Source organism: Kitasatospora sp. NPDC004669 (assembly GCF_040609455.1).
Classification (GTDB): domain Bacteria; phylum Actinomycetota; class Actinomycetes; order Streptomycetales; family Streptomycetaceae; genus Kitasatospora.
On the sequence record NZ_JBEXKB010000007.1, the window covers coordinates 22,782 to 38,472 of the forward strand.

A 15,691-nucleotide genomic window follows, 5' to 3' on the forward strand; every position below is an offset into this window, starting at 1 on the left:
CTCTCGGTCGTTTCGGCTTCCGGGCTGGTGGTGTGCTGGACGGCGAGGGGGGTGAGCAGGTCGGAGTTGAGGGAGAACTGCTCGGCGGCCCATTGGTCGTCAGGCGTGGCGGGCTGAAGGGCGTCGGTGTCGAAGTCGAGCTCGGTGGTGGTGTCGATTCGGGACTCCTGTTCGTGGTGCTGGGGGGACGGCTCAGCGTCGCGTGGCGGAGCGGGGCTTGCCTGCCTCGCTGGTGGCCGGTGGCTGAGCAGTTGGCGGGTTCGCGGAGGCGGCGGCCGGTATGGTCCGGGTCCGCGCGGCCTTGGCGGTGGCGGGGGTTTCGGCTCCCAGGGTTGTGCGGTACCAGCTGCCGAGGGCGTCGTAGAGGGTGGCCAGGCGGCGGCCGGAGACGGTGGCGGTCAGGTGGTCCTGGTCGTCGCGGCGCAGCAGACCCGCACGTTCGAGCTCCGGTAGGTGGTCTGGGAGTTGGGCGGCTCCGGCGGAGGTGAGGGCCGCGGCGAGGTTCGCTGGGGAGGTGGGGCTGTGCCGGATGGTCTGGATGACGGCGAGGGTGGTGGGGTGGTCGGCGAGCCGCAGCGTGGCCTCGATCGGCACGGCGATGTGCTCGTCGGTCCGCAGGAGATGGCTGGCCCCGGCCAGGGAGACGGCCGCCGTCCACACGGACCACAGCTGGCGGGCGGCCTCGGTGGTGGCCTGCAGGTGGATGTTGTTGTGGGAGCTGGTGCGGGTGAGCAGGCCGTGCTGTTGCAGGCGGCGAAGGTGGGCGCGGACCTCGGCGACCTCCATGTCGGCCGAGGCGTCCGAGTGATCCCTCCGTTCGGCCTTGGGCAGTTCCCAGTAGCGTGCGCCCAGCAGCACGCGGACGGTGCCGGGAGGCGCCAGGATGTGCAGCGCGCGAGCGGTGTGCTGGGCAAGAGCGCGAGAATCGGGCAGCGGGTCTCCAGAGGTAGCGGGCTGATCGGCGGCGTGGCCGCTGCTGGGCGAAATACTCAACGGCCCTTCCCAGCAGATGGAGTGGCGGCAGCGACCAGCGCTGGGTCCACGGCGGAGCTGTTCGGCGGCTGGCTGCCGGCGGTCTTGGCCGACCGGGTGCGGGCCGCGCTGGCGCGCTGCGATGCAGTCAGAGCCGTATATCGTTCCCGGCCCTCGGCGGTGAGGTGCAGATCCTGGCCGACGAACAGACTCGTGGACCGATCCCGTTCGACCAGGCGCTTGTCGATCAGCGAGTCGACGGTCGCCGTCGAAATCCGCACATTACCGGGCGCGGAGATCCGCCGGATGCTGCGAATACCGCCCTCGACCATCCGGACGCGGCCACCTGCGATGTGTCCCAGCGCGGTCACCTGGGCGTCGGTCAGCTTGACGGGTTGCTGCGGCTGGGGCGCGAGAGCCGGCGCTGTCTGGGTGGGCGGGGGCTGGGACGCGGCGAGCGCGCGGTAGGTGCTGATCAGCCCAGTGAGGCTCTTGTGGAGTTCGAAGCGGCGGGCGATGAGAAGATCGATGGACATGGCCGTGCTGCCCAACACGCCGTTGGTGTCGGGGCGGTCGACGTCCCGGCCGTCGGCGATCCGCTGCAGGTCGGACTGGATCGACTTCGCGAGGACGACGAGCCGCGCCTGGACCTCGTCCATGCGCACGGCGTTGCTGCGCAGTTGCTGGACGAGCAGGCCAAGGGGTGTATCAGTGCCAGCGCCGGCCAGCGAACGGAACCGGTCGACGCCCAACTCCTGGTGGACGATCCGCGTACCGACCTGGGTGTGTTCGGGGAGGACCGGCAGCGGTGTGTAGGACACGGTTGGCGGGGTGCTCGGGTCGAGGACGACGCGAAGCGCCTCGACCTTCTCCAACCAGGCCTCGCCCTGGCCTACGTCGCGCCACCGGCCGACGTGATCATTCGCTTCGGCGAGGATGCGGTCGAGGGTCTGGGCGGCGAACTGGCGCAGCTCGGCCGATGGGAGGGGAATCCCCTTCTTCGGTTCGGACCCCGCTGGTATCGCAGGCCCGCCCGAGGACGAGCTGGCGATCAGTGCGGCTGCCGCGATGGCTTCGTCGATGTCGTAGGAACTGGCTCCCGCTGGGTCGGAGATGCGGGCCAGCGCAGTGTGAAGGACGGCGGACCGTTCTGACGATGGTGCGTGGTCCAGCTTGCGGGTGAGGTTGCTGGCGCTGTCATTGGCGAACGGTCCAACTCCCCGGGTGCCTATCGTTTCCTCCTCGGATGGCGATGAGAGTGCTGTCGTAGCAGGTCGGTCAGGCCGCGGCCGTGAGCTGCTGGTGGGTGAGGGCGGCGATGCCGCTGGCGACGGCATCGTCCAGGGTGTGCACGAGTGGCACGCCCGGGACGGTGAGGCGTTCGGCGCAGTGCAGCCCGCCGGTGTGCAGGACCGGGTACGCGCCGACCGCGCGGGCTGCTGCGGCGTCGTCGAGGCTGTCGCCGATAACCAGGGTCCGGGCGGGGTCGATGTGGTCGCCGAGGGCCTGGAGGTGGGCGGCGAGTGCCATGCCCTTGGTGCCGCCGGAGGTGCTGGTGCGGCCGTCGACTCGCGTGAGCAGTCCGCCGATGCCGGCCTGTGCGACCTCGCGGACGAGGACGTCGTGCGGGGCCAGTGACAGCAGGCTCTGCCCCAGCCCGCGCGCCCGCAGGCGCAGCATCAGCTGCCGTGCGCCGGTGCGTAGGCGGACCGGGCGCTTGGCGAGCGCGTCGAGGAACGCGGCGTCGCTGGTCTGCCACTCGGCCTCGCTGATGGGTCGGCCGAGCAGGGCCTCGTAGAAGCGCGGGATCGGCACGCGGTGCTCGGCGCGGTAGGTCTCGCGTGAGACCGGGGTGCCGCCGAGCGCGGGGAGGGTGGCGTTCAGCGCGGCGACGTGGTCGTCGAGGTCATCGCGAAGTGTGCCGTTCCAGTCCCAGACGACGTGGATCGCGGTGGGACGGGTGCTGGTGGAGTGGGTCAAGCGGGTTCCTCAGGTGGGGAGTTGGGTCAGGAAGGTGAGAGGAGTAGGCGGCGTCCGGCAGACAGGAGGCAGGCCGTTGTGGCGGCGGCCAGCGCCGGGACGACTGCGGTGGTGAGCGGGCCGGAGGTGGTGAGGTTCCCGGTCAGGCAGGTGCCGGTGGCCTGGCCGATACCGGCGACGGCGACCATCCAGGCGGCGGCCTCGGTCGCGGTGCCGGCGGGTGCCAGCCGGTCCGCCAGGACGAACGCGGCGGTGAGCATTGGCGCCAGGAACAGCCCGGGTACGAGGACGAGCGCGACGGCGGCTCCCGGTGAAGGGGCGGTAAGCAGCGGCAGGAACCCGGCCGCGAAACCGGCTGAGGTGGCGATCAGGTGGTGGGCGGTTCGGCCGGGCCAGGTCCGGCGGGCGTACAGGATGCCGCCCAGCAGGCTGCCGGCCGCGAACGCCCCGGGGAGGAGCCCGGTTAGCCAGCCGGTGTGCAGACGTGCGGCCATGTCGAGGGCCAGCACCGGGACGGAGCCCAGGGCCATGCCGAGGAAGCCCATCGCGGCGAGCGTCAGCAGCAGGCCGCGCGAGCGCAGGGGCCCGAGCCAGTGCACCGGGTGGCGTTCGGGCCGCCATCGGTAGGACGGCGGGCAGGCGGCTACCGCCAAGGCGCCCACTGCGCCGACGATCGCGCATGCGAGCAGCGCGGCGGCCGGCGCGATGGTCTGGGCGAGCGCGGTCGCGGTGACCGGTCCGGCCACGAACACGATCTCCTGGCTGGTGGAGTCGAGCGTGTAGGCGGCACGCTGCTGGGCGGGGTCGGGGACGAGCCGTGGCCACAGGGCGCGCAGCCCTGACTCCAAAGGCGCGGTTGCAAGTCCCGCCACGATCGCCAGGGCGCCCGCTCGCAGGGGGTGGCGGGCCGGGTCGGTGAGCGCGAGCGCGGTGAGCGCCGCGCTGCTGAGCCCGGCTGCCGAGGCGGCCACGGGGGCCAGGAACGTGCGGTCGACGAGACGGCCGAGCGCGGGCTGTCCGAGGGCCGCGGCGAGCCCGTAGCAGGCGGCCAGGGTTGCGCCGAGGACGATGCCGCCACCAGCGGCGCGTACCGCGAGCAGCAGGGCGATCGGTGCCATAGCGGTCGGCAGCCGGCCGACGAGCGTGCCGAGCAGTAGCGGGGTGACGTAGCGGATCGAGAGGACGGCGCGAAATCCGGTCCGCTCAACCGCACTGGCGGATAGAGGTGTTGGGGTGGTGGTTTCGGTTGCGGTGAGCAGGGGCGCCTCCCGGAGGCGTAGTCGTGGTCACAGAGGGCAGGTGGTGCCGGCGTCGAGCAGTGCCAGCTGGGGGTCGAGGGCTGCGGCGGCGGCGCGGACGTGTCCGTGGGCCTGTCGGATCAGCCCGGCTGCCCTGGCCCGCAGCTCCTGGGCGGCGTCAGTGACCGGGGCGCCGTCGGGCAGGGCCTGCTCCAGGCCGGTGGTCAGCACGCCAGCGGCGGACAGCACGCCGCACGCGGCGGATTCCAGGCTGCGCAGCGCGCTGAAAGCCTCGCGGGTCGGTGGGTTCGAAAGGTCGGCTGCGGCAGCGGAGTTCGCACAGGTGACGGCGAGGGCGACCAGCGTGCTCAGGACGTCGGAGCTCAGCTGGCGAGCCGGCTCGGTGCCGTTCTCCGGCGCGTTGTCGAGGACATTGGCGAGGTCGGCGAGCTGTTCGGCGTCGCCGCTAATCGACTGGGCGAGATCGGCCGGATCCGTCGCAGCGGTGGCGAATGCCGCCCACGGATCGGTCGGGTCGACTGCGCTGGTGGGCAGGGGAAGGGTCGTCAACGTCATGCTCCTCAGGCGGTTTCGGACAGGTAGCGCCGCATGTCTTGCAGGTCCAGGAGGGAGGGCGGCTCGGGCGGCGGGGATCCGGCATCGCCCCACGGGCGGCGCCGCCAGACGGGCCGGCGCCAGTTGAAGTCGTCTCGGGCGATGTCCACCGAGATGATCAGGGCGTTGCGCGCGTCCCGCAGTAGCTTCGCGGCTGCCTCGTACTCGGCCGTGATCTCGGCGGGGATGGCGGGCAGCCGCAGCTTCTGGCGCACGTGGTCGTCGCCGTAGCCCAGGTAGTGCTGTTCGCCGAGCAGGAACAGGATGTTCGTCAGGTGACGGTCGGCGCGGGTGGCCTGGTCGGCGGTGTAGGCCAGCAGCCACAGGGCGTACCGGGTGCGGGGCTTGCCGTGCAGGTGGGCGTCGGCGGCGAGGGCGGTGGCCTGCGCGGTGCCGATCGCGGCCACGCTCTGCAGGGAACTGATCAGGTCCTTGAGATCGGGCAGGGCACCCAGACCGGTCGGACAGCCGAAATTCTCGTGGTCGTCGAGGACTTCTTCGACGGCATGGGCGAGGGTCTCGATGGTGCCGGTCAGTGCGGCGTAGCGGGTGTTCAGCGGGAAGCTCCTTCAAGCCGATGGACGGGTCAGCGGGTGCGGGAGGGCCGGGTGTTCTGACTCGGTCGGGCAGTGGGCGGGACGGGGGCCGCCGTGCTCGCCGCGGTCGTGGTGGTTCGCGCGGCCTTGGCCTGGTCGGGTCGGGGGCGGGTGAAGTTGGCGGTGGTGACGAGGAGCGGTTCGAGCTCCGGCAGAAGGTCGGCCCCGTCCCGGAAGACCGGGCCCGGGTCGGCCAGGGCGGCGGTGAGCCCGGCGACGAGATGGGTGGGAGTGGCAGAGGTGAAGGTGGCCCGCCACAGCCGGCCCGCCGGATCCTGGCCGGCTTCGGGACCGGCGCTGACCTCCCACGCCTCCGGGCCCTGGGCCAACTCCTGCTCCCATGAGCTGACATGGGCGCGGCGCCGGACAGCGGCCAGGTTGTCGGGCGAGGTGTACAGCAGGTCCTGGTCCCACAGCTCCTCAAGGCGCAGGAGGCGGCCCGTGCCGCCAGGGTCGCGGGAGCGGTCCCAGCCGGCGCGTTCGAGGTGGCCGATCGCCTCGTGCGGGTGCCGCCTGCCGTACAGCGCGGCCAGCCCCCCGCCCGCGAAGTCGGCGGCGAGACGTCCGGTAACGGCGGCCACCAGCTCGGGCGGGGTGCCATGGTCGAAGGCGGCCTGCCAGCGCGGGGTTTCCATCGGGCCCTGGGCGACGTTGATGATCCACGCCGCCGCGTACTGGGTGTGCGAGGGAAGGTGTGCGATGCGTACCCGTCGGCACGGGCTGTCGAGAACGCTGTCGGAGCCGCCGATCGGCTGGCGGCTCCAGCCGTACTCCTCGGTCAGCGGCGTGATGACGCGCTGCTCGCCGCGCTCCGTCTCCCCAGCGAGGTAGACCGGGGCGACGGCCAGTTCCTTCGACCGGTCGATGGACCGCGTGACCTGCTGGGTGTCGAGCGGCGCCAAGGCGGGAGCTCCTTTCGAACACTGATGGGCGGATGGACGGTCGCGGTCACCGGCCGCGCATGGCGGCCGGTGCGCTGACGATCAGTGGGGCGGGCTGCGGCTCGGCGGGGTTGGAGAAGAGCAGCCGCGAGGTGAGCGAGCGCAGGTTCGCCGCCTCCGCCCGCCGGGTGGCGGGCGCCGCGGACACCACCGGGACACTGCTGTGCGCGGTGAGGGCCGCGGCCTTGGCGGGGCTGACCGCCGGGCGGGGCGAGGCGGGCAGGTGGTCGTGCGCCCAGTCATCCAGGGCGTCGAAGGTCGGTCCGAGGGCGAGGCCGGCCGTGGTGAGGTGCCAGCGGTGGTTGCGCGGCTCGCCGCTACGGTTCACCAGCCCGTGCTCTTCGAGGGAGGCGAGCCGCATGTGGATCGTGCCTGTGGGCAGCACGTCCAGCAGGTCCGACCAGGACGCCGGGCCGCGCTCCAGCTCGAGCAGCGCGTCGGTGGCGAAGCTGTGGCTGAGCGGCACCAGGGCCTGCTCGATCACCTGGGCCCGGGCCGTGGCCTGCCCGGTGGGCCGGTGGGCCCGCGCCCAGTTCCCCAGCAGGTCCAGGGCCTGGCCCATCTCCTGACCGGCACCGGTGAGCGCGTAGGCGTTCGTGCGCCCGTCGTGGCGGGTGCGCTCGACGAGCCCGTCCTCGGTCAGCTGCTGCAGCCGCTGGTACAGGGTGGTGGTGTTGATCATCGGTAGGGCGCTCTGGAGGTCGGCCTGCAGCCTGCTGTCGTTGCGGGAGAGCGACTGGAGGATCCATACGCTCCAGCGCGGGGAGACCAGCGCGATGCTCTGCTGGATCGGACCACACTGGGGTGCCTGGTCGGGGACGGGGCGAACAGTGGTTGCGGGCACGGCGATACGCCTTTCTCGGTGACGGGTCCGGATGCTGAAGAGCGGCTACGGGCGGCGGGCGGCGGGTGCGGCGGAGACCACGCGCGGTGTGGCGGTGCCGTGTGCGGCTGCTGCCGCTCGGGCGGTGCGGGCTTCGCCAGGACTGCGGGAGGCGGCGGCGAGGGCGGCCTGGAAGCGGGGCGGCAGACCCCGTGGCGTGGGGCGAAGGCGGCGGGCGGCGCTCTCGTAGACCGCCAGTTCCCGCCGCTCGCCGATGGCGATCACGTGGATGGCTTGCAGGTGGCGCGGGTGGGCCGCGGCCCGCCGCTCCATGTAGACCAGCCGGAACAGGTTCTGCTCGTCCAGGTAGATCTTGCGGGCGGCGGACAGCTGCCGGCTGGGGTGGTCTTCCAGGAGCGGGCCGCGTACCTCGCCGCGCGCCAGCCGGTCCAGGTAGCGGATGGCCTGGTCGCGCACTCGTGCGGGCACGGTGAGCAGGTCGGTGAGAGCCTCGGGGTGGATGCTCACCTCGGCCAGCGCCCGCGCGGCCACCGCGGTCACCGCCGTGGTGCCCCGGCCGATGCTGCCGTCGCCACCCGCGTGGGCTCGGGCTGACGGCCCGGCGCGGCGTGCAGGAAAGGGGTGGCTGCCGAGCGGGCGCGGGCTGCGCTCGCCAAGGCGGAGAGCTGCACGACCGTGTCGGTGGCCACGGCCGGCGGCAGCGAGCGGTCACGGTTCTCCAGCCACGCCTGCGCCTGCTGCGGGCTGGTGAAACTGCCCTCGCGCAGGGTGTATCCGCCCTCGTCGCGGGCGGCCTCGATCTGCAGCAGGTACGGTGCGCCAGCGGCTCGCGGGTCCGTGTCGCGCAGCAGTGCCCAGGTCTCGGAGAGCTCGACGCCGTGGTCGACGACGTGGTAGCGGATCGGGTCGGTGACGATGCGCCGGGTGATGGCGGCGCTTTGCGCATCGGCCGGCGTCGCGCCGGGGTGGCCGCCCTGGAGGAAGTCCTCGGCGTCGGCGCCCTTTTCGACCAGCCAGGCCATGGCCAGGGCGGTGGTCGGGTGCGCGGTGGTGGTCATGCGGAAGGTGCCGGCCGCGTCGACGTAGTGCACGTGAACGGCGTGGACGGTCATGTCGCTGTCGAGGTAGCCGGTGCGGTCCGCGAACAGCAGGTAGTCATCTACGTCGCAGTACTGGTCGCCGACGAGGTCGAGGACGTCCTCGGCGGCCTCCAGCCGCAGGAAGATATCGGCCGATTCGGCGTCGGCGGGCTTGGGGGCGGGCAGGTCGTACAGGGTGAAACCTTTCGTCAAACAGGCACGGGGCGCGAGCGCGGTCAGGCTGTGGCCGGGAGCAGGGAGGCGGGATCGGTGAAGGCCGGGTGGTCCAGCACGCGGTGGCTGACGTGGCCGAGGCTGGAGCAGGCGGCGAACGGCCCGTCCGCGCTGCGCAGTTTGAGCAGCAGCGGCTCCAGATGGTCGCGCAACCACGAGCTGGGGCCGGCCGGGCCGGATTCCGGGGAGATCGCGGCCTGCCACGCCAGCCAGCAGGCGTGGATGCGGCCCACCGCGTCCGGATGCTCGGGCCAGCGCACGCACCATGGGCGGCTAGCGGTCACCTCCGCGCCGAAGGTCGCGGAGAGGATCTGGTCGACCCAGGGCGTCATCAACTCGAGCTCGGCGTAGTACTCGGGGTCGTCGAAGGCGACGATGTACATCGGCTCGCCGCCCGGCTCGGCCTCCTCCACCTCTTCGGGCGTCGGCTGCTCGGCGCTGGTCATGCTGGCCAGCTGCTCGGCCTGCAGCTCGTAGGCGGAGGCGAGAGCGTTCAGGCGGGCGGAGAGCGCCTCGACCTGGTCCTCGCTCAGGCCCACCACCGGCTCGGGGTCGAACCGCGCGGGTGTCGCCGGCAGGGCGTCGCTGCCGGTACCGGGTATGCCCTCGGCGGGCGTGCGGTCGGCATCGTGGCTGGTCAAACGGGCTCCTGTCGTCGGCGGGTGTGAACACGAGAATGCGGATGAGGCGGCCGTTTTAAAACGGCCGCCCCCTGGTGTATAAGGCGGCGCCCATCACGTCGCGCGGTGCTGGTGGGCGCCGCACAGCAGCACCGGTGGAGCAAGCAATTCCAAAGCGCGGGCGGCCTGTTGGGGCACGACGCCGTTGCCGAGGGCGGTCAGCTGGGCGGCGCGGCTCAGGCCCGGGACGGCGCACACGTGGCCTTCCTCGCAGCCCATCACCCACTCGACGAAAGGAGCGGCGAGCCGTCCGCGCGGATCGGTCGGATCCGGCGCCGGCCGGGTGACGCGCTCCCAGCGCGCGATCGCGGGCGCGTACGGCCCCCACCGGCTCAGGTGCTCTCCAGCTCCTGCGGTGTCCACAGCGGCAGTGCGGGCTGCGGCAGCGGTGGCCGGGGCTCGGCGCCGCTGCGGCGCCGGCGTGTCGTCGGGGTGGCTGTGGGCTGAAGCTGTGCTGCCGCGCTCGGCAGGGTCAGGTCGCCCTTGCTGCCACGGGAGTTCGGGCCCCCGTGGCTCCCGTCGGATGCTTTCGGGGTGGGAAGCAGGTGCTCGATCTCGTCCGACAGATTCGGACCGTGTCCGCCTTCCCGGCGCTGGTCCGGGTGCTGGCTGCCGCCTATCGAACCCAGGTTGCTGGTCGGGGTCTTGAGTAGCGTGACCGCATGGCCGAGGTCCTCCCGGACCGGATCGGGACCCTTGGCGTCCCTGGCCTTCGGCGTGGGAAGGCCAGGCGGTGAGGAAGATTCTCTCTCGCCTGTGGGGTGCGCCGACGTCAGAGGCGCGTAGCATCGTCCATCGAGCATCCATCCCGATACGGGCCAGGTCTGCGAGTACGGCACCGAGTGCCCGCACAGCAGGCTCACCTCCGGTGTCTCCCAGACACCACGGGCAGGGCTCCAGATCGCCATCGGCTGGCGCAGCGGCGGGCGCGGAGAGGATTCCACGGACGTTCTCGATCACCACCAGGCAGGGGTTGAGGATTTCTATGGAGCGGGCGATGGTGTGCCACAGGCCCGAGCGGGTGCCCTCCATCAGGCCCCGGCGTTCCCCGGCGACGCTGACGTCCTGGCAGGGGAACCCGGCGGTGAGGATGCACACCGGCTCCACCTGGCGCCAGTCAACTTGGGTGATATCGCCGAGATTTGGAACCTGGGGCATGTGGTGGCGCAGGATGGCTGCCGCGTTGGGGTTGTTCTCCGCGTGCCAGGCGATGGTGCCGCCGAAGACCTTCCCGACGGCTTGATCGAGTCCTCCGTAGCCGGAGCACAGCGAGCCGATGCGAGGGCCGGTCATCGTGGCTTCCTGGCCGGAGCGGTCGGCGCCGGGGCGGCGCCGCTAGTGGCTTCAAGTAGCTGAAGGCTTCCGGGAGTTGCTCGGCGCGAGAAGGCCGAGCGCACACGCGCGGCGGTGGCCCGCAGGCCGCTCCGTGCGGGCTCGGCGGCTTGGCGCAGGCCTTCGGCAGCGTGGTCCAGGGCCCGTTCGGCCCGGCGCAGCGATTGGTGGTGTGCTGCGTTGTCGGCGGTGTAGGTGACCCCGGTGACGTTGTTGCGCCACAGGTCCTTGGTGAGGGCGACGAGGTGCTGGTCGGAGGCGGCGAGGCTCATCGCGGCATCTCGGAGGGCCAGGCCGGCGGGATGGGGCGCACTGCCGGGGGAGCGGGTGGCGGTGAGGGTCGCGGCGATGGAGACGACGTCCAGGTGCGCCTGGCGCACCGCCCCGATGTGCGCGGGCGCCGTGTGGAGGGTGTGCGGTTGACGCAGAGCGGCGAGGCCGGTGCGGGCGGCCTGTATTCGTTCGGCGGCGTCGGTGAGGGCTGTCGGCAGGTGGTGGTCGGGGGCTCGGGAGCTACGCTCCGCGTGGTGGTTAAGGCTCTTCGCGGCGAGGGACAGCGCCTTGTCGGCGTGCCGGACCTGCTCCCTCGCGGCGTTGTGCTGCCGTGGGGTGACGCCGTAGGGGTTGGTGAAGGTGCGGGTCAGCGAGGTCAGCGCGACGAGGTGGCGGTCGGCTTCGGCGAGGAGTGTCGCGGCGCGGGTGAGGGCCTGCATGGACAGGCGGGTCTCTTCGTTCGGCTGCCGACCGGTGCCGCCCGCACTGTTCAGGGCGGCGATGGTCGAGACGACGTCCAGGTGGGCTAGGCGTACCGCACCGAGCCTTTGGGCTGACGTGGCGGGGTTGGGCGGGCTCTGCTCGGTGCGTAGGGCTGTGCGGACGGCCTCGATGTGCGTGGCGACGCGGCGCAGTTCGGTGGTGTGATTGGCGGCGGTGTCGGGCAAATGGTTCTGCTTTCGAGTGCGGCGGGGGCTTGGCGCGTGGTTGCGCGGGCTGGAAGGGGCGATGGCCCGCCCGGGGCGGGCCGTGTGCGGGGGCAGGTCAGCGGCTGAGCGCGGTGGTGGCCGGGGACGCGGTACTGGTGGCGGTGGTCGGCTGTGCGGAGACCACGATGGGAGGGTGGGGACTGAGGCGTGCTGCCGCGGCCCGGGCGGAGGAAGCGGCAGGGGCTTCGGCGTCCCGGGCGCGCTGCTGCTCGCGCAGCATGACGGCTCGCAGGCCGCTGCGGGTCTTGCGCAACACACCGAGGACGGAGCCGAACGCGGCGTCGATCTCGGCGAAGCGTTCCTGCTGCTGGGCGGCCAGCTGGGAGTTGACGAAGCGCGGGCGCATCGCGGTGCGGGGCCGTAGCTGGTTCTGCAGGTCGTAGGCGCCACCAAGCTGCTCGGTCAGGCGGACCTGGATCGCGGCGCCGCGCGTGGCGGCGAACTCCTGCCCCCACATCTCGCCGTAGTTCGCCGCCGAGTGGCGATGTTCGGCGGACAGTTCGGCACCGAGCCGGGCGGCGTCGGCGATGTAGGTGGAGAGGTCGTTGATGTTGTGGGCGAGGAGCTCGGGGACGCGGCCGGGCGGGCTGGCGGCAGTGACCCGCACCGAGCGGCGGATGTCGGCGAGGTCGCGCACCAGCACCGCGAGCCGCTCCACGTCCTCGGGGCGGACATCGGTCACCGGCCACCCCGCCCGGCGGAGGCCGCCGGCTGTGGCGGGCGGGATGGGACGGCGACGGTCTCGGCCTGCCGGGCGGCAGCGCCGGCTGCCGGCGTCGCCAGCTTCTGGGCCGCGGTGTCGAGCAGCTCGGCTCCCTCCCAAGCCGCGTTGCGGGCATACGCCAAAGCGCAGAGTGCCTGGTAGGCGCGCTGCGTGTCCGCCGTGGCGGTGTCGCCGGCAGGCTCGCCCGTCGACAGGGTGCGGGGCGGCTGCAGGGTGAGGTCGAGCGCAACGGCCAGGTGCCGGTGGGCCGTTGCCGCGTGCCGCTGCGCGTCGGCGTAGGCACCGGCCACCCCCGGCGCGCCAGCGGAGCGGGTGGCGTTGTCGGCGCACACGCGCATGACGGTCAGGAAGTCGCCGGTTTGCTGGAGCAGCTCGTTCGCAGCGGGCATAGAGGTGCCGGGCGACCTGGTGGTGGCATCGGCGCGGTCGCCCAGCATCCGCAGGACGTTCGCGAGATCTCCGAGGTCGACAGAGGGCGCGGCAGGGGGCGTCTTGGGCATGAAACTCCACGGGAAGCAGAAGGAGTTGGCGTCCTAGTGATGTGCACCTCCGGGCCGGGGCCGGACGGTGCTAAAGCTCGCGCTCGGCGGGTCACCGGCCGCGCGATGCGGCTGCGGCAGGTGGGGGAAGTTCGGCGCGGGCCGACGGGGCCGGCGCGGGCGGAAGGCTGGCCCGGATGGCCGTGGTCAGGGCAGCGGCGCTGCGCGCGGTGGCCCGGGAAGCGGGGATCGGCAGGGCACGGGCCTCGCCGCGCAGGCCCTCGGCGGCCTCGCCAAGGGCCAGACGCGTGTGGGACAAAGCGAGGTTCAGCTGCTGGCCGGCCTTCTCCCGCGTCTGCTGCGCAGCCGGACTGTCGACGCCGTGGACGGCGTGGATCCGGCCGGCCATCGCGGCGGCCCGGCTGATGGCGCCCACCGCCCTGCCGAGCTTCTCCGCGGCATCCGCCAACGGCCTGACCGCCGCCCGGTGGGCCCCGGCGAGCGGCGAGCGGGCCAGAACGGCGGCCGTGGCGAGGAGATGACGGTGCTGTGCGCTGATCTCGTTCGTCTGGTCGGCAAGTTCGCTCAGGCCGGGCAGGCCCTGCTCACGATAGGCGCCAGGCACGGCGGCCTGCAGGTCGGCGATGGTACGGGCGGCGGCCAGCAGCCGCTGGTTCGGACGCGGCTGCGGTCGGGCGGGTACGGCGGTGGACACAAGAACTCCAAGACGGGAGAACGGGGACAGGCGGACGACGGCACTGGTGCCGGAGGAATGACTGGATGCGGCGCGGCGGCACAACGGCCACCGGCTGGCGTGCTGGGCCAGCGCGGGTTCACGGGCTGATGCGCGGTGGGGTGCGGGAAGCAGCTGCCTCGCGACGCTGTTGCCCGGCCCCGGCCGGCTTCCCTGCGGCGGCGGGAAGGGAGCCGCGTGCAAGCGCGGCACCCTTACGGCCTCCCGGCACTGGGGTCGGCACGGGACGCGGCGGCGGCTCGCCGTTGGCCGCGGCCCAACGGGCGCGGACGGCCTCCACGGGCTGCAGGGCCTGGGCGGAAGCACCAAGGAGCTGCGCGGCGGAGATGGAGGCGTCCAGAGCCATGACCCGCACGATGCCGGCCGCGGTCGCGGCGGCGCGCAGCAGCGAGGCTTGCAGTACCAGCTCGCCGAAGTACTCCGGATCCGCCGCAGCCCCACCCGCGCACACCGCGCGGACCTGGTCCACGGTCAGCAGCCCGCGGGCAAGAATTCCCCGACGCTGGGCCTCCCACAGCACGGTGAGAGGGTCTACGGGTTCGCGCCGGTGACCGAGCGCGGCCACCGCTTGGTACAGGGCAGCGTGGCCGGCGTCGGCGAAGTCGGTCGGCTGCAGCCAGGCGGTGATCTCGGTGATCCGCTGGGGGTGGTCGACCAGAGCGCCGAGCAGGACCTCCTCGTTGCCGAGGACGGCCCGTGCTTTCTGCTCGTGGGGCGCGGTAGGTGGCGGTTGCGGGAACGGGTGGCGGCGGCGGAGGTCGATCGGTGTGCCCCAGACGTCGGCCAGCTGCCGGATGGCCGAGCGCAGCACACCGGTCAGCTCGACCGCAGCCTGGACCGATCCGGTCTCTGCGGCGTGCAGCAGCCGGTGGGCATGCTCCTCCAGTGCCCGGCGGATGGCCGTCTCCAGCACCATCCGCCCGTAGGAGGCTGCGTGGTCGGAGCGCGAGCAGGCGGCGATGAGGGTGTGCCCGTAGGAGGCAGTAAACCCGCGGCTCGCCTGCCCGGCGGTGGCCATGGCCTCCAGGGCCCAGCCTCGGCGCTCTTCCTTGGTCGCGCCCTCGGCCAGGGCGCGGTGCCCGGCGGCCCGCTGAGCCAGCAGCGCCGTGAACAGGCTGGCGTGGGCGGGCCGGTAGAAGTGGCGCGGCTCCAACCAGCCGGCGACACTGTCCACTTGCCGCGCGTCCAGGAGCAGCGCGCCGAGCAGCGCCTGCTCGGCCTCCATCTGCGGGTTCACGTGTGCTCCCCCGGCCGCAGGGCGGGTCGGGCCACGAGCGCAGCCAGCCGGTCGAGGTCGGCGCGGAGTTGCGGATCAGTGATCGGGATGGTGACGGCCGGGTTGTCGCCGGCCAGGTGCCATCCGCCGTCAACCTGGGCGACAGGCAGGCCGGTCGGCCACCGCAGGCCCGGCGCGTTCATCGCTTCCTCCGTCCACAGCGGGCCGCCCGGCAGATCCGCTTCCGGGTATCGCCCTTGCGGGGCCGCAGGGCCTGCTCGATCTGGGCCTGGCGGGCGGCGTAGAGGGACAGGGCCCGCTGGTAGTCGCGGCCGAATCCGGCCGCGCCGAGCATGAGCCAGATGCTCGCGTCCATTGGGCGGGACCGATCGAGCCGATCGGTGGGCTTCCTCGGGGACATGAACCTCCTCGGGTTCTGCTAGCGGCCCGGCTGGTGCGGTCGGTCAACGGGCCCGGTGGAAGGTGGGGGTGTGGATTGCTGTGGGCCGGCGGTGGCGGCGCCGTTGTGGCGTCCGGTCGCACGGGCGGCCTCCGCCCGGCGGCTGCGTCGGGCCTCGGAGAGAAGGTTTTCAACCGTGTCGGCGATCTGGTCGCCTACCGCCTGCAGGGCCAAGGCGTGACGGTCGAACTCATCGGCCCGCTCACCATCGCCGCGCTGGTGGAAGTGTTCGGCCGCCTGTTCAAGGAACTGGTGGAGGTGGGGCAGTGCACCGTCCACTCCGTCGTTGACGTGATCCAGCACCGCGGCGGCCTCCAGGACCGTGGTGGCACCGGAGAGCAGATCGCTCCATGTGGTGATCGCGGCCCCGGAGTCCGGCGGCGCCTCCCGGCGCCCGGCGTGGCGCAGCGCGTCCTGCAGGCCCCAGCGCAGCAGGTCATAGTCGGTCTCATGACCCCACCGGTGGGCTTGGATCTGCTCGGTGGTGCGGCCGACGTTGTCGTACAGCTCGAAGTCGGGGTTGCCGAACAGGACATCCTCCATGGCCAGTTGACGAGGAACGGA

Annotated in this window: 20 protein-coding genes and 1 pseudogene; all 21 read right to left on the reverse strand. The window is 72.6% G+C overall.

Annotated features, from left to right (window positions below):
- Positions 1-192 precede the first annotated feature (192 nt).
- Positions 193-993, reverse strand: a complete 801-nt coding sequence (locus ABZW30_RS08095; protein WP_355670198.1) for a hypothetical protein — start codon at positions 991-993, stop codon at positions 193-195.
- Entirely contained in the window at positions 990-2,309 is a 1,320-nt protein-coding gene (locus tag ABZW30_RS08100) for a DUF4259 domain-containing protein (protein WP_355670199.1), read from the reverse strand. Before ABZW30_RS08100 ends, ABZW30_RS08095 begins: the two co-directional genes overlap by 4 nt.
- Positions 2,251-2,952 carry an HAD family hydrolase gene (locus ABZW30_RS08105; protein ID WP_355670200.1) on the reverse strand — a complete coding sequence of 234 codons (702 nt, stop codon included), beginning with the start codon at positions 2,950-2,952 and terminating at the stop codon, positions 2,251-2,253. The genes ABZW30_RS08100 and ABZW30_RS08105 overlap by 59 nt, the downstream gene beginning before the upstream one ends.
- 26 nt (positions 2,953-2,978) lie before the next feature.
- Positions 2,979-4,211 (reverse strand): MFS transporter, encoded by a 1,233-nt coding sequence (locus ABZW30_RS08110; protein WP_355670352.1) that lies wholly within the window; start codon positions 4,209-4,211, stop codon positions 2,979-2,981.
- A gap of 27 nt (positions 4,212-4,238) precedes the next feature.
- Positions 4,239-4,760 carry a hypothetical protein gene (locus ABZW30_RS08115; RefSeq protein WP_355670201.1) on the reverse strand — a complete coding sequence of 174 codons (522 nt, stop codon included), beginning with the start codon at positions 4,758-4,760 and terminating at the stop codon, positions 4,239-4,241.
- 11 nt (positions 4,761-4,771) lie between these two features.
- Positions 4,772-5,212 (reverse strand): hypothetical protein, encoded by a 441-nt coding sequence (locus ABZW30_RS08120; RefSeq protein WP_355670202.1) that lies wholly within the window; start codon positions 5,210-5,212, stop codon positions 4,772-4,774.
- 179 nt (positions 5,213-5,391) lie between these two features.
- Positions 5,392-6,303, reverse strand: coding sequence for a DUF317 domain-containing protein (locus ABZW30_RS08125; protein ID WP_355670203.1), 912 nt, complete (start codon positions 6,301-6,303; stop codon positions 5,392-5,394).
- A gap of 46 nt (positions 6,304-6,349) precedes the next feature.
- Positions 6,350-7,186 (reverse strand): winged helix-turn-helix transcriptional regulator, encoded by an 837-nt coding sequence (locus ABZW30_RS08130; RefSeq protein ID WP_355670204.1) that lies wholly within the window; start codon positions 7,184-7,186, stop codon positions 6,350-6,352.
- Between the two features lie 45 nt (positions 7,187-7,231).
- Positions 7,232-7,717 carry a hypothetical protein gene (locus ABZW30_RS08135; RefSeq protein WP_355670205.1) on the reverse strand — a complete coding sequence of 162 codons (486 nt, stop codon included), beginning with the start codon at positions 7,715-7,717 and terminating at the stop codon, positions 7,232-7,234.
- A gap of 5 nt (positions 7,718-7,722) precedes the next feature.
- Positions 7,723-8,478 (reverse strand): hypothetical protein, encoded by a 756-nt coding sequence (locus ABZW30_RS08140; protein ID WP_355670206.1) that lies wholly within the window; start codon positions 8,476-8,478, stop codon positions 7,723-7,725.
- A gap of 23 nt (positions 8,479-8,501) precedes the next feature.
- Entirely contained in the window at positions 8,502-9,140 is a 639-nt protein-coding gene (locus ABZW30_RS08145) for a DUF4913 domain-containing protein (protein WP_355670207.1), read from the reverse strand.
- Between the two features lie 93 nt (positions 9,141-9,233).
- Positions 9,234-9,542, reverse strand: a complete 309-nt coding sequence (locus ABZW30_RS08150) for a hypothetical protein (protein WP_355670365.1) — start codon at positions 9,540-9,542, stop codon at positions 9,234-9,236.
- 426 nt (positions 9,543-9,968) lie between these two features.
- Positions 9,969-10,472: pseudogene (locus tag ABZW30_RS08155) on the reverse strand (DNA cytosine methyltransferase); the annotation flags it as partial.
- Entirely contained in the window at positions 10,469-11,452 is a 984-nt protein-coding gene (locus ABZW30_RS08160; protein ID WP_355670208.1) for a hypothetical protein, read from the reverse strand. The pseudogene ABZW30_RS08155 and the gene ABZW30_RS08160, both read right to left, overlap by 4 nt.
- A gap of 97 nt (positions 11,453-11,549) precedes the next feature.
- A complete protein-coding gene (locus ABZW30_RS08165; RefSeq protein WP_355670209.1) occupies positions 11,550-12,176 on the reverse strand; it encodes a hypothetical protein in 627 nt (208 codons plus the stop codon).
- On the reverse strand, positions 12,173-12,718 hold the full coding sequence (locus ABZW30_RS08170) for a hypothetical protein (RefSeq protein WP_355670210.1): 546 nt from the start codon (positions 12,716-12,718) through the stop codon (positions 12,173-12,175). Before ABZW30_RS08170 ends, ABZW30_RS08165 begins: the two co-directional genes overlap by 4 nt.
- A gap of 91 nt (positions 12,719-12,809) precedes the next feature.
- Positions 12,810-13,412, reverse strand: coding sequence for a hypothetical protein (locus ABZW30_RS08175; RefSeq protein ID WP_355670211.1), 603 nt, complete (start codon positions 13,410-13,412; stop codon positions 12,810-12,812).
- A gap of 118 nt (positions 13,413-13,530) precedes the next feature.
- Positions 13,531-14,688: a DnaB-like helicase N-terminal domain-containing protein gene (locus ABZW30_RS08180; RefSeq protein WP_355670212.1), complete on the reverse strand. Its 1,158-nt coding sequence runs from the start codon at positions 14,686-14,688 to the stop codon at positions 13,531-13,533.
- Positions 14,685-14,870: a hypothetical protein gene (locus ABZW30_RS08185; RefSeq protein WP_355670213.1), complete on the reverse strand. Its 186-nt coding sequence runs from the start codon at positions 14,868-14,870 to the stop codon at positions 14,685-14,687. Before ABZW30_RS08185 ends, ABZW30_RS08180 begins: the two co-directional genes overlap by 4 nt.
- A complete protein-coding gene (locus ABZW30_RS08190) occupies positions 14,867-15,043 on the reverse strand; it encodes a hypothetical protein (protein WP_355670214.1) in 177 nt (58 codons plus the stop codon). The genes ABZW30_RS08185 and ABZW30_RS08190 overlap by 4 nt, the downstream gene beginning before the upstream one ends.
- Positions 15,044-15,106: 63 nt before the next feature.
- Positions 15,107-15,670 carry a hypothetical protein gene (locus ABZW30_RS08195; protein ID WP_355670215.1) on the reverse strand — a complete coding sequence of 188 codons (564 nt, stop codon included), beginning with the start codon at positions 15,668-15,670 and terminating at the stop codon, positions 15,107-15,109.
- Positions 15,671-15,691: the final 21 nt, after the last annotated feature.

What these genes read in the sequence shown, in the direction of transcription:
- ABZW30_RS08195 (WP_355670215.1), bottom strand. Translation starts at nt 15,670, where the DNA reads ATGGAGGATGTCCTGTTCGGCAACCCCGACTTCGAGCTGTACGACAAC.
- ABZW30_RS08170 (WP_355670210.1), bottom strand. Translation starts at nt 12,718, where the DNA reads ATGCCCAAGACGCCCCCTGCCGCGCCCTCTGTCGACCTCGGAGATCTC.
- ABZW30_RS08185 (WP_355670213.1), bottom strand. Translation starts at nt 14,870, where the DNA reads ATGAACGCGCCGGGCCTGCGGTGGCCGACCGGCCTGCCTGTCGCCCAG.
- ABZW30_RS08100 (WP_355670199.1), bottom strand. Translation starts at nt 2,309, where the DNA reads ATGCCGTCGCCAGCGGCATCGCCGCCCTCACCCACCAGCAGCTCACGG.
- ABZW30_RS08190 (WP_355670214.1), bottom strand. Translation starts at nt 15,043, where the DNA reads ATGGACGCGAGCATCTGGCTCATGCTCGGCGCGGCCGGATTCGGCCGC.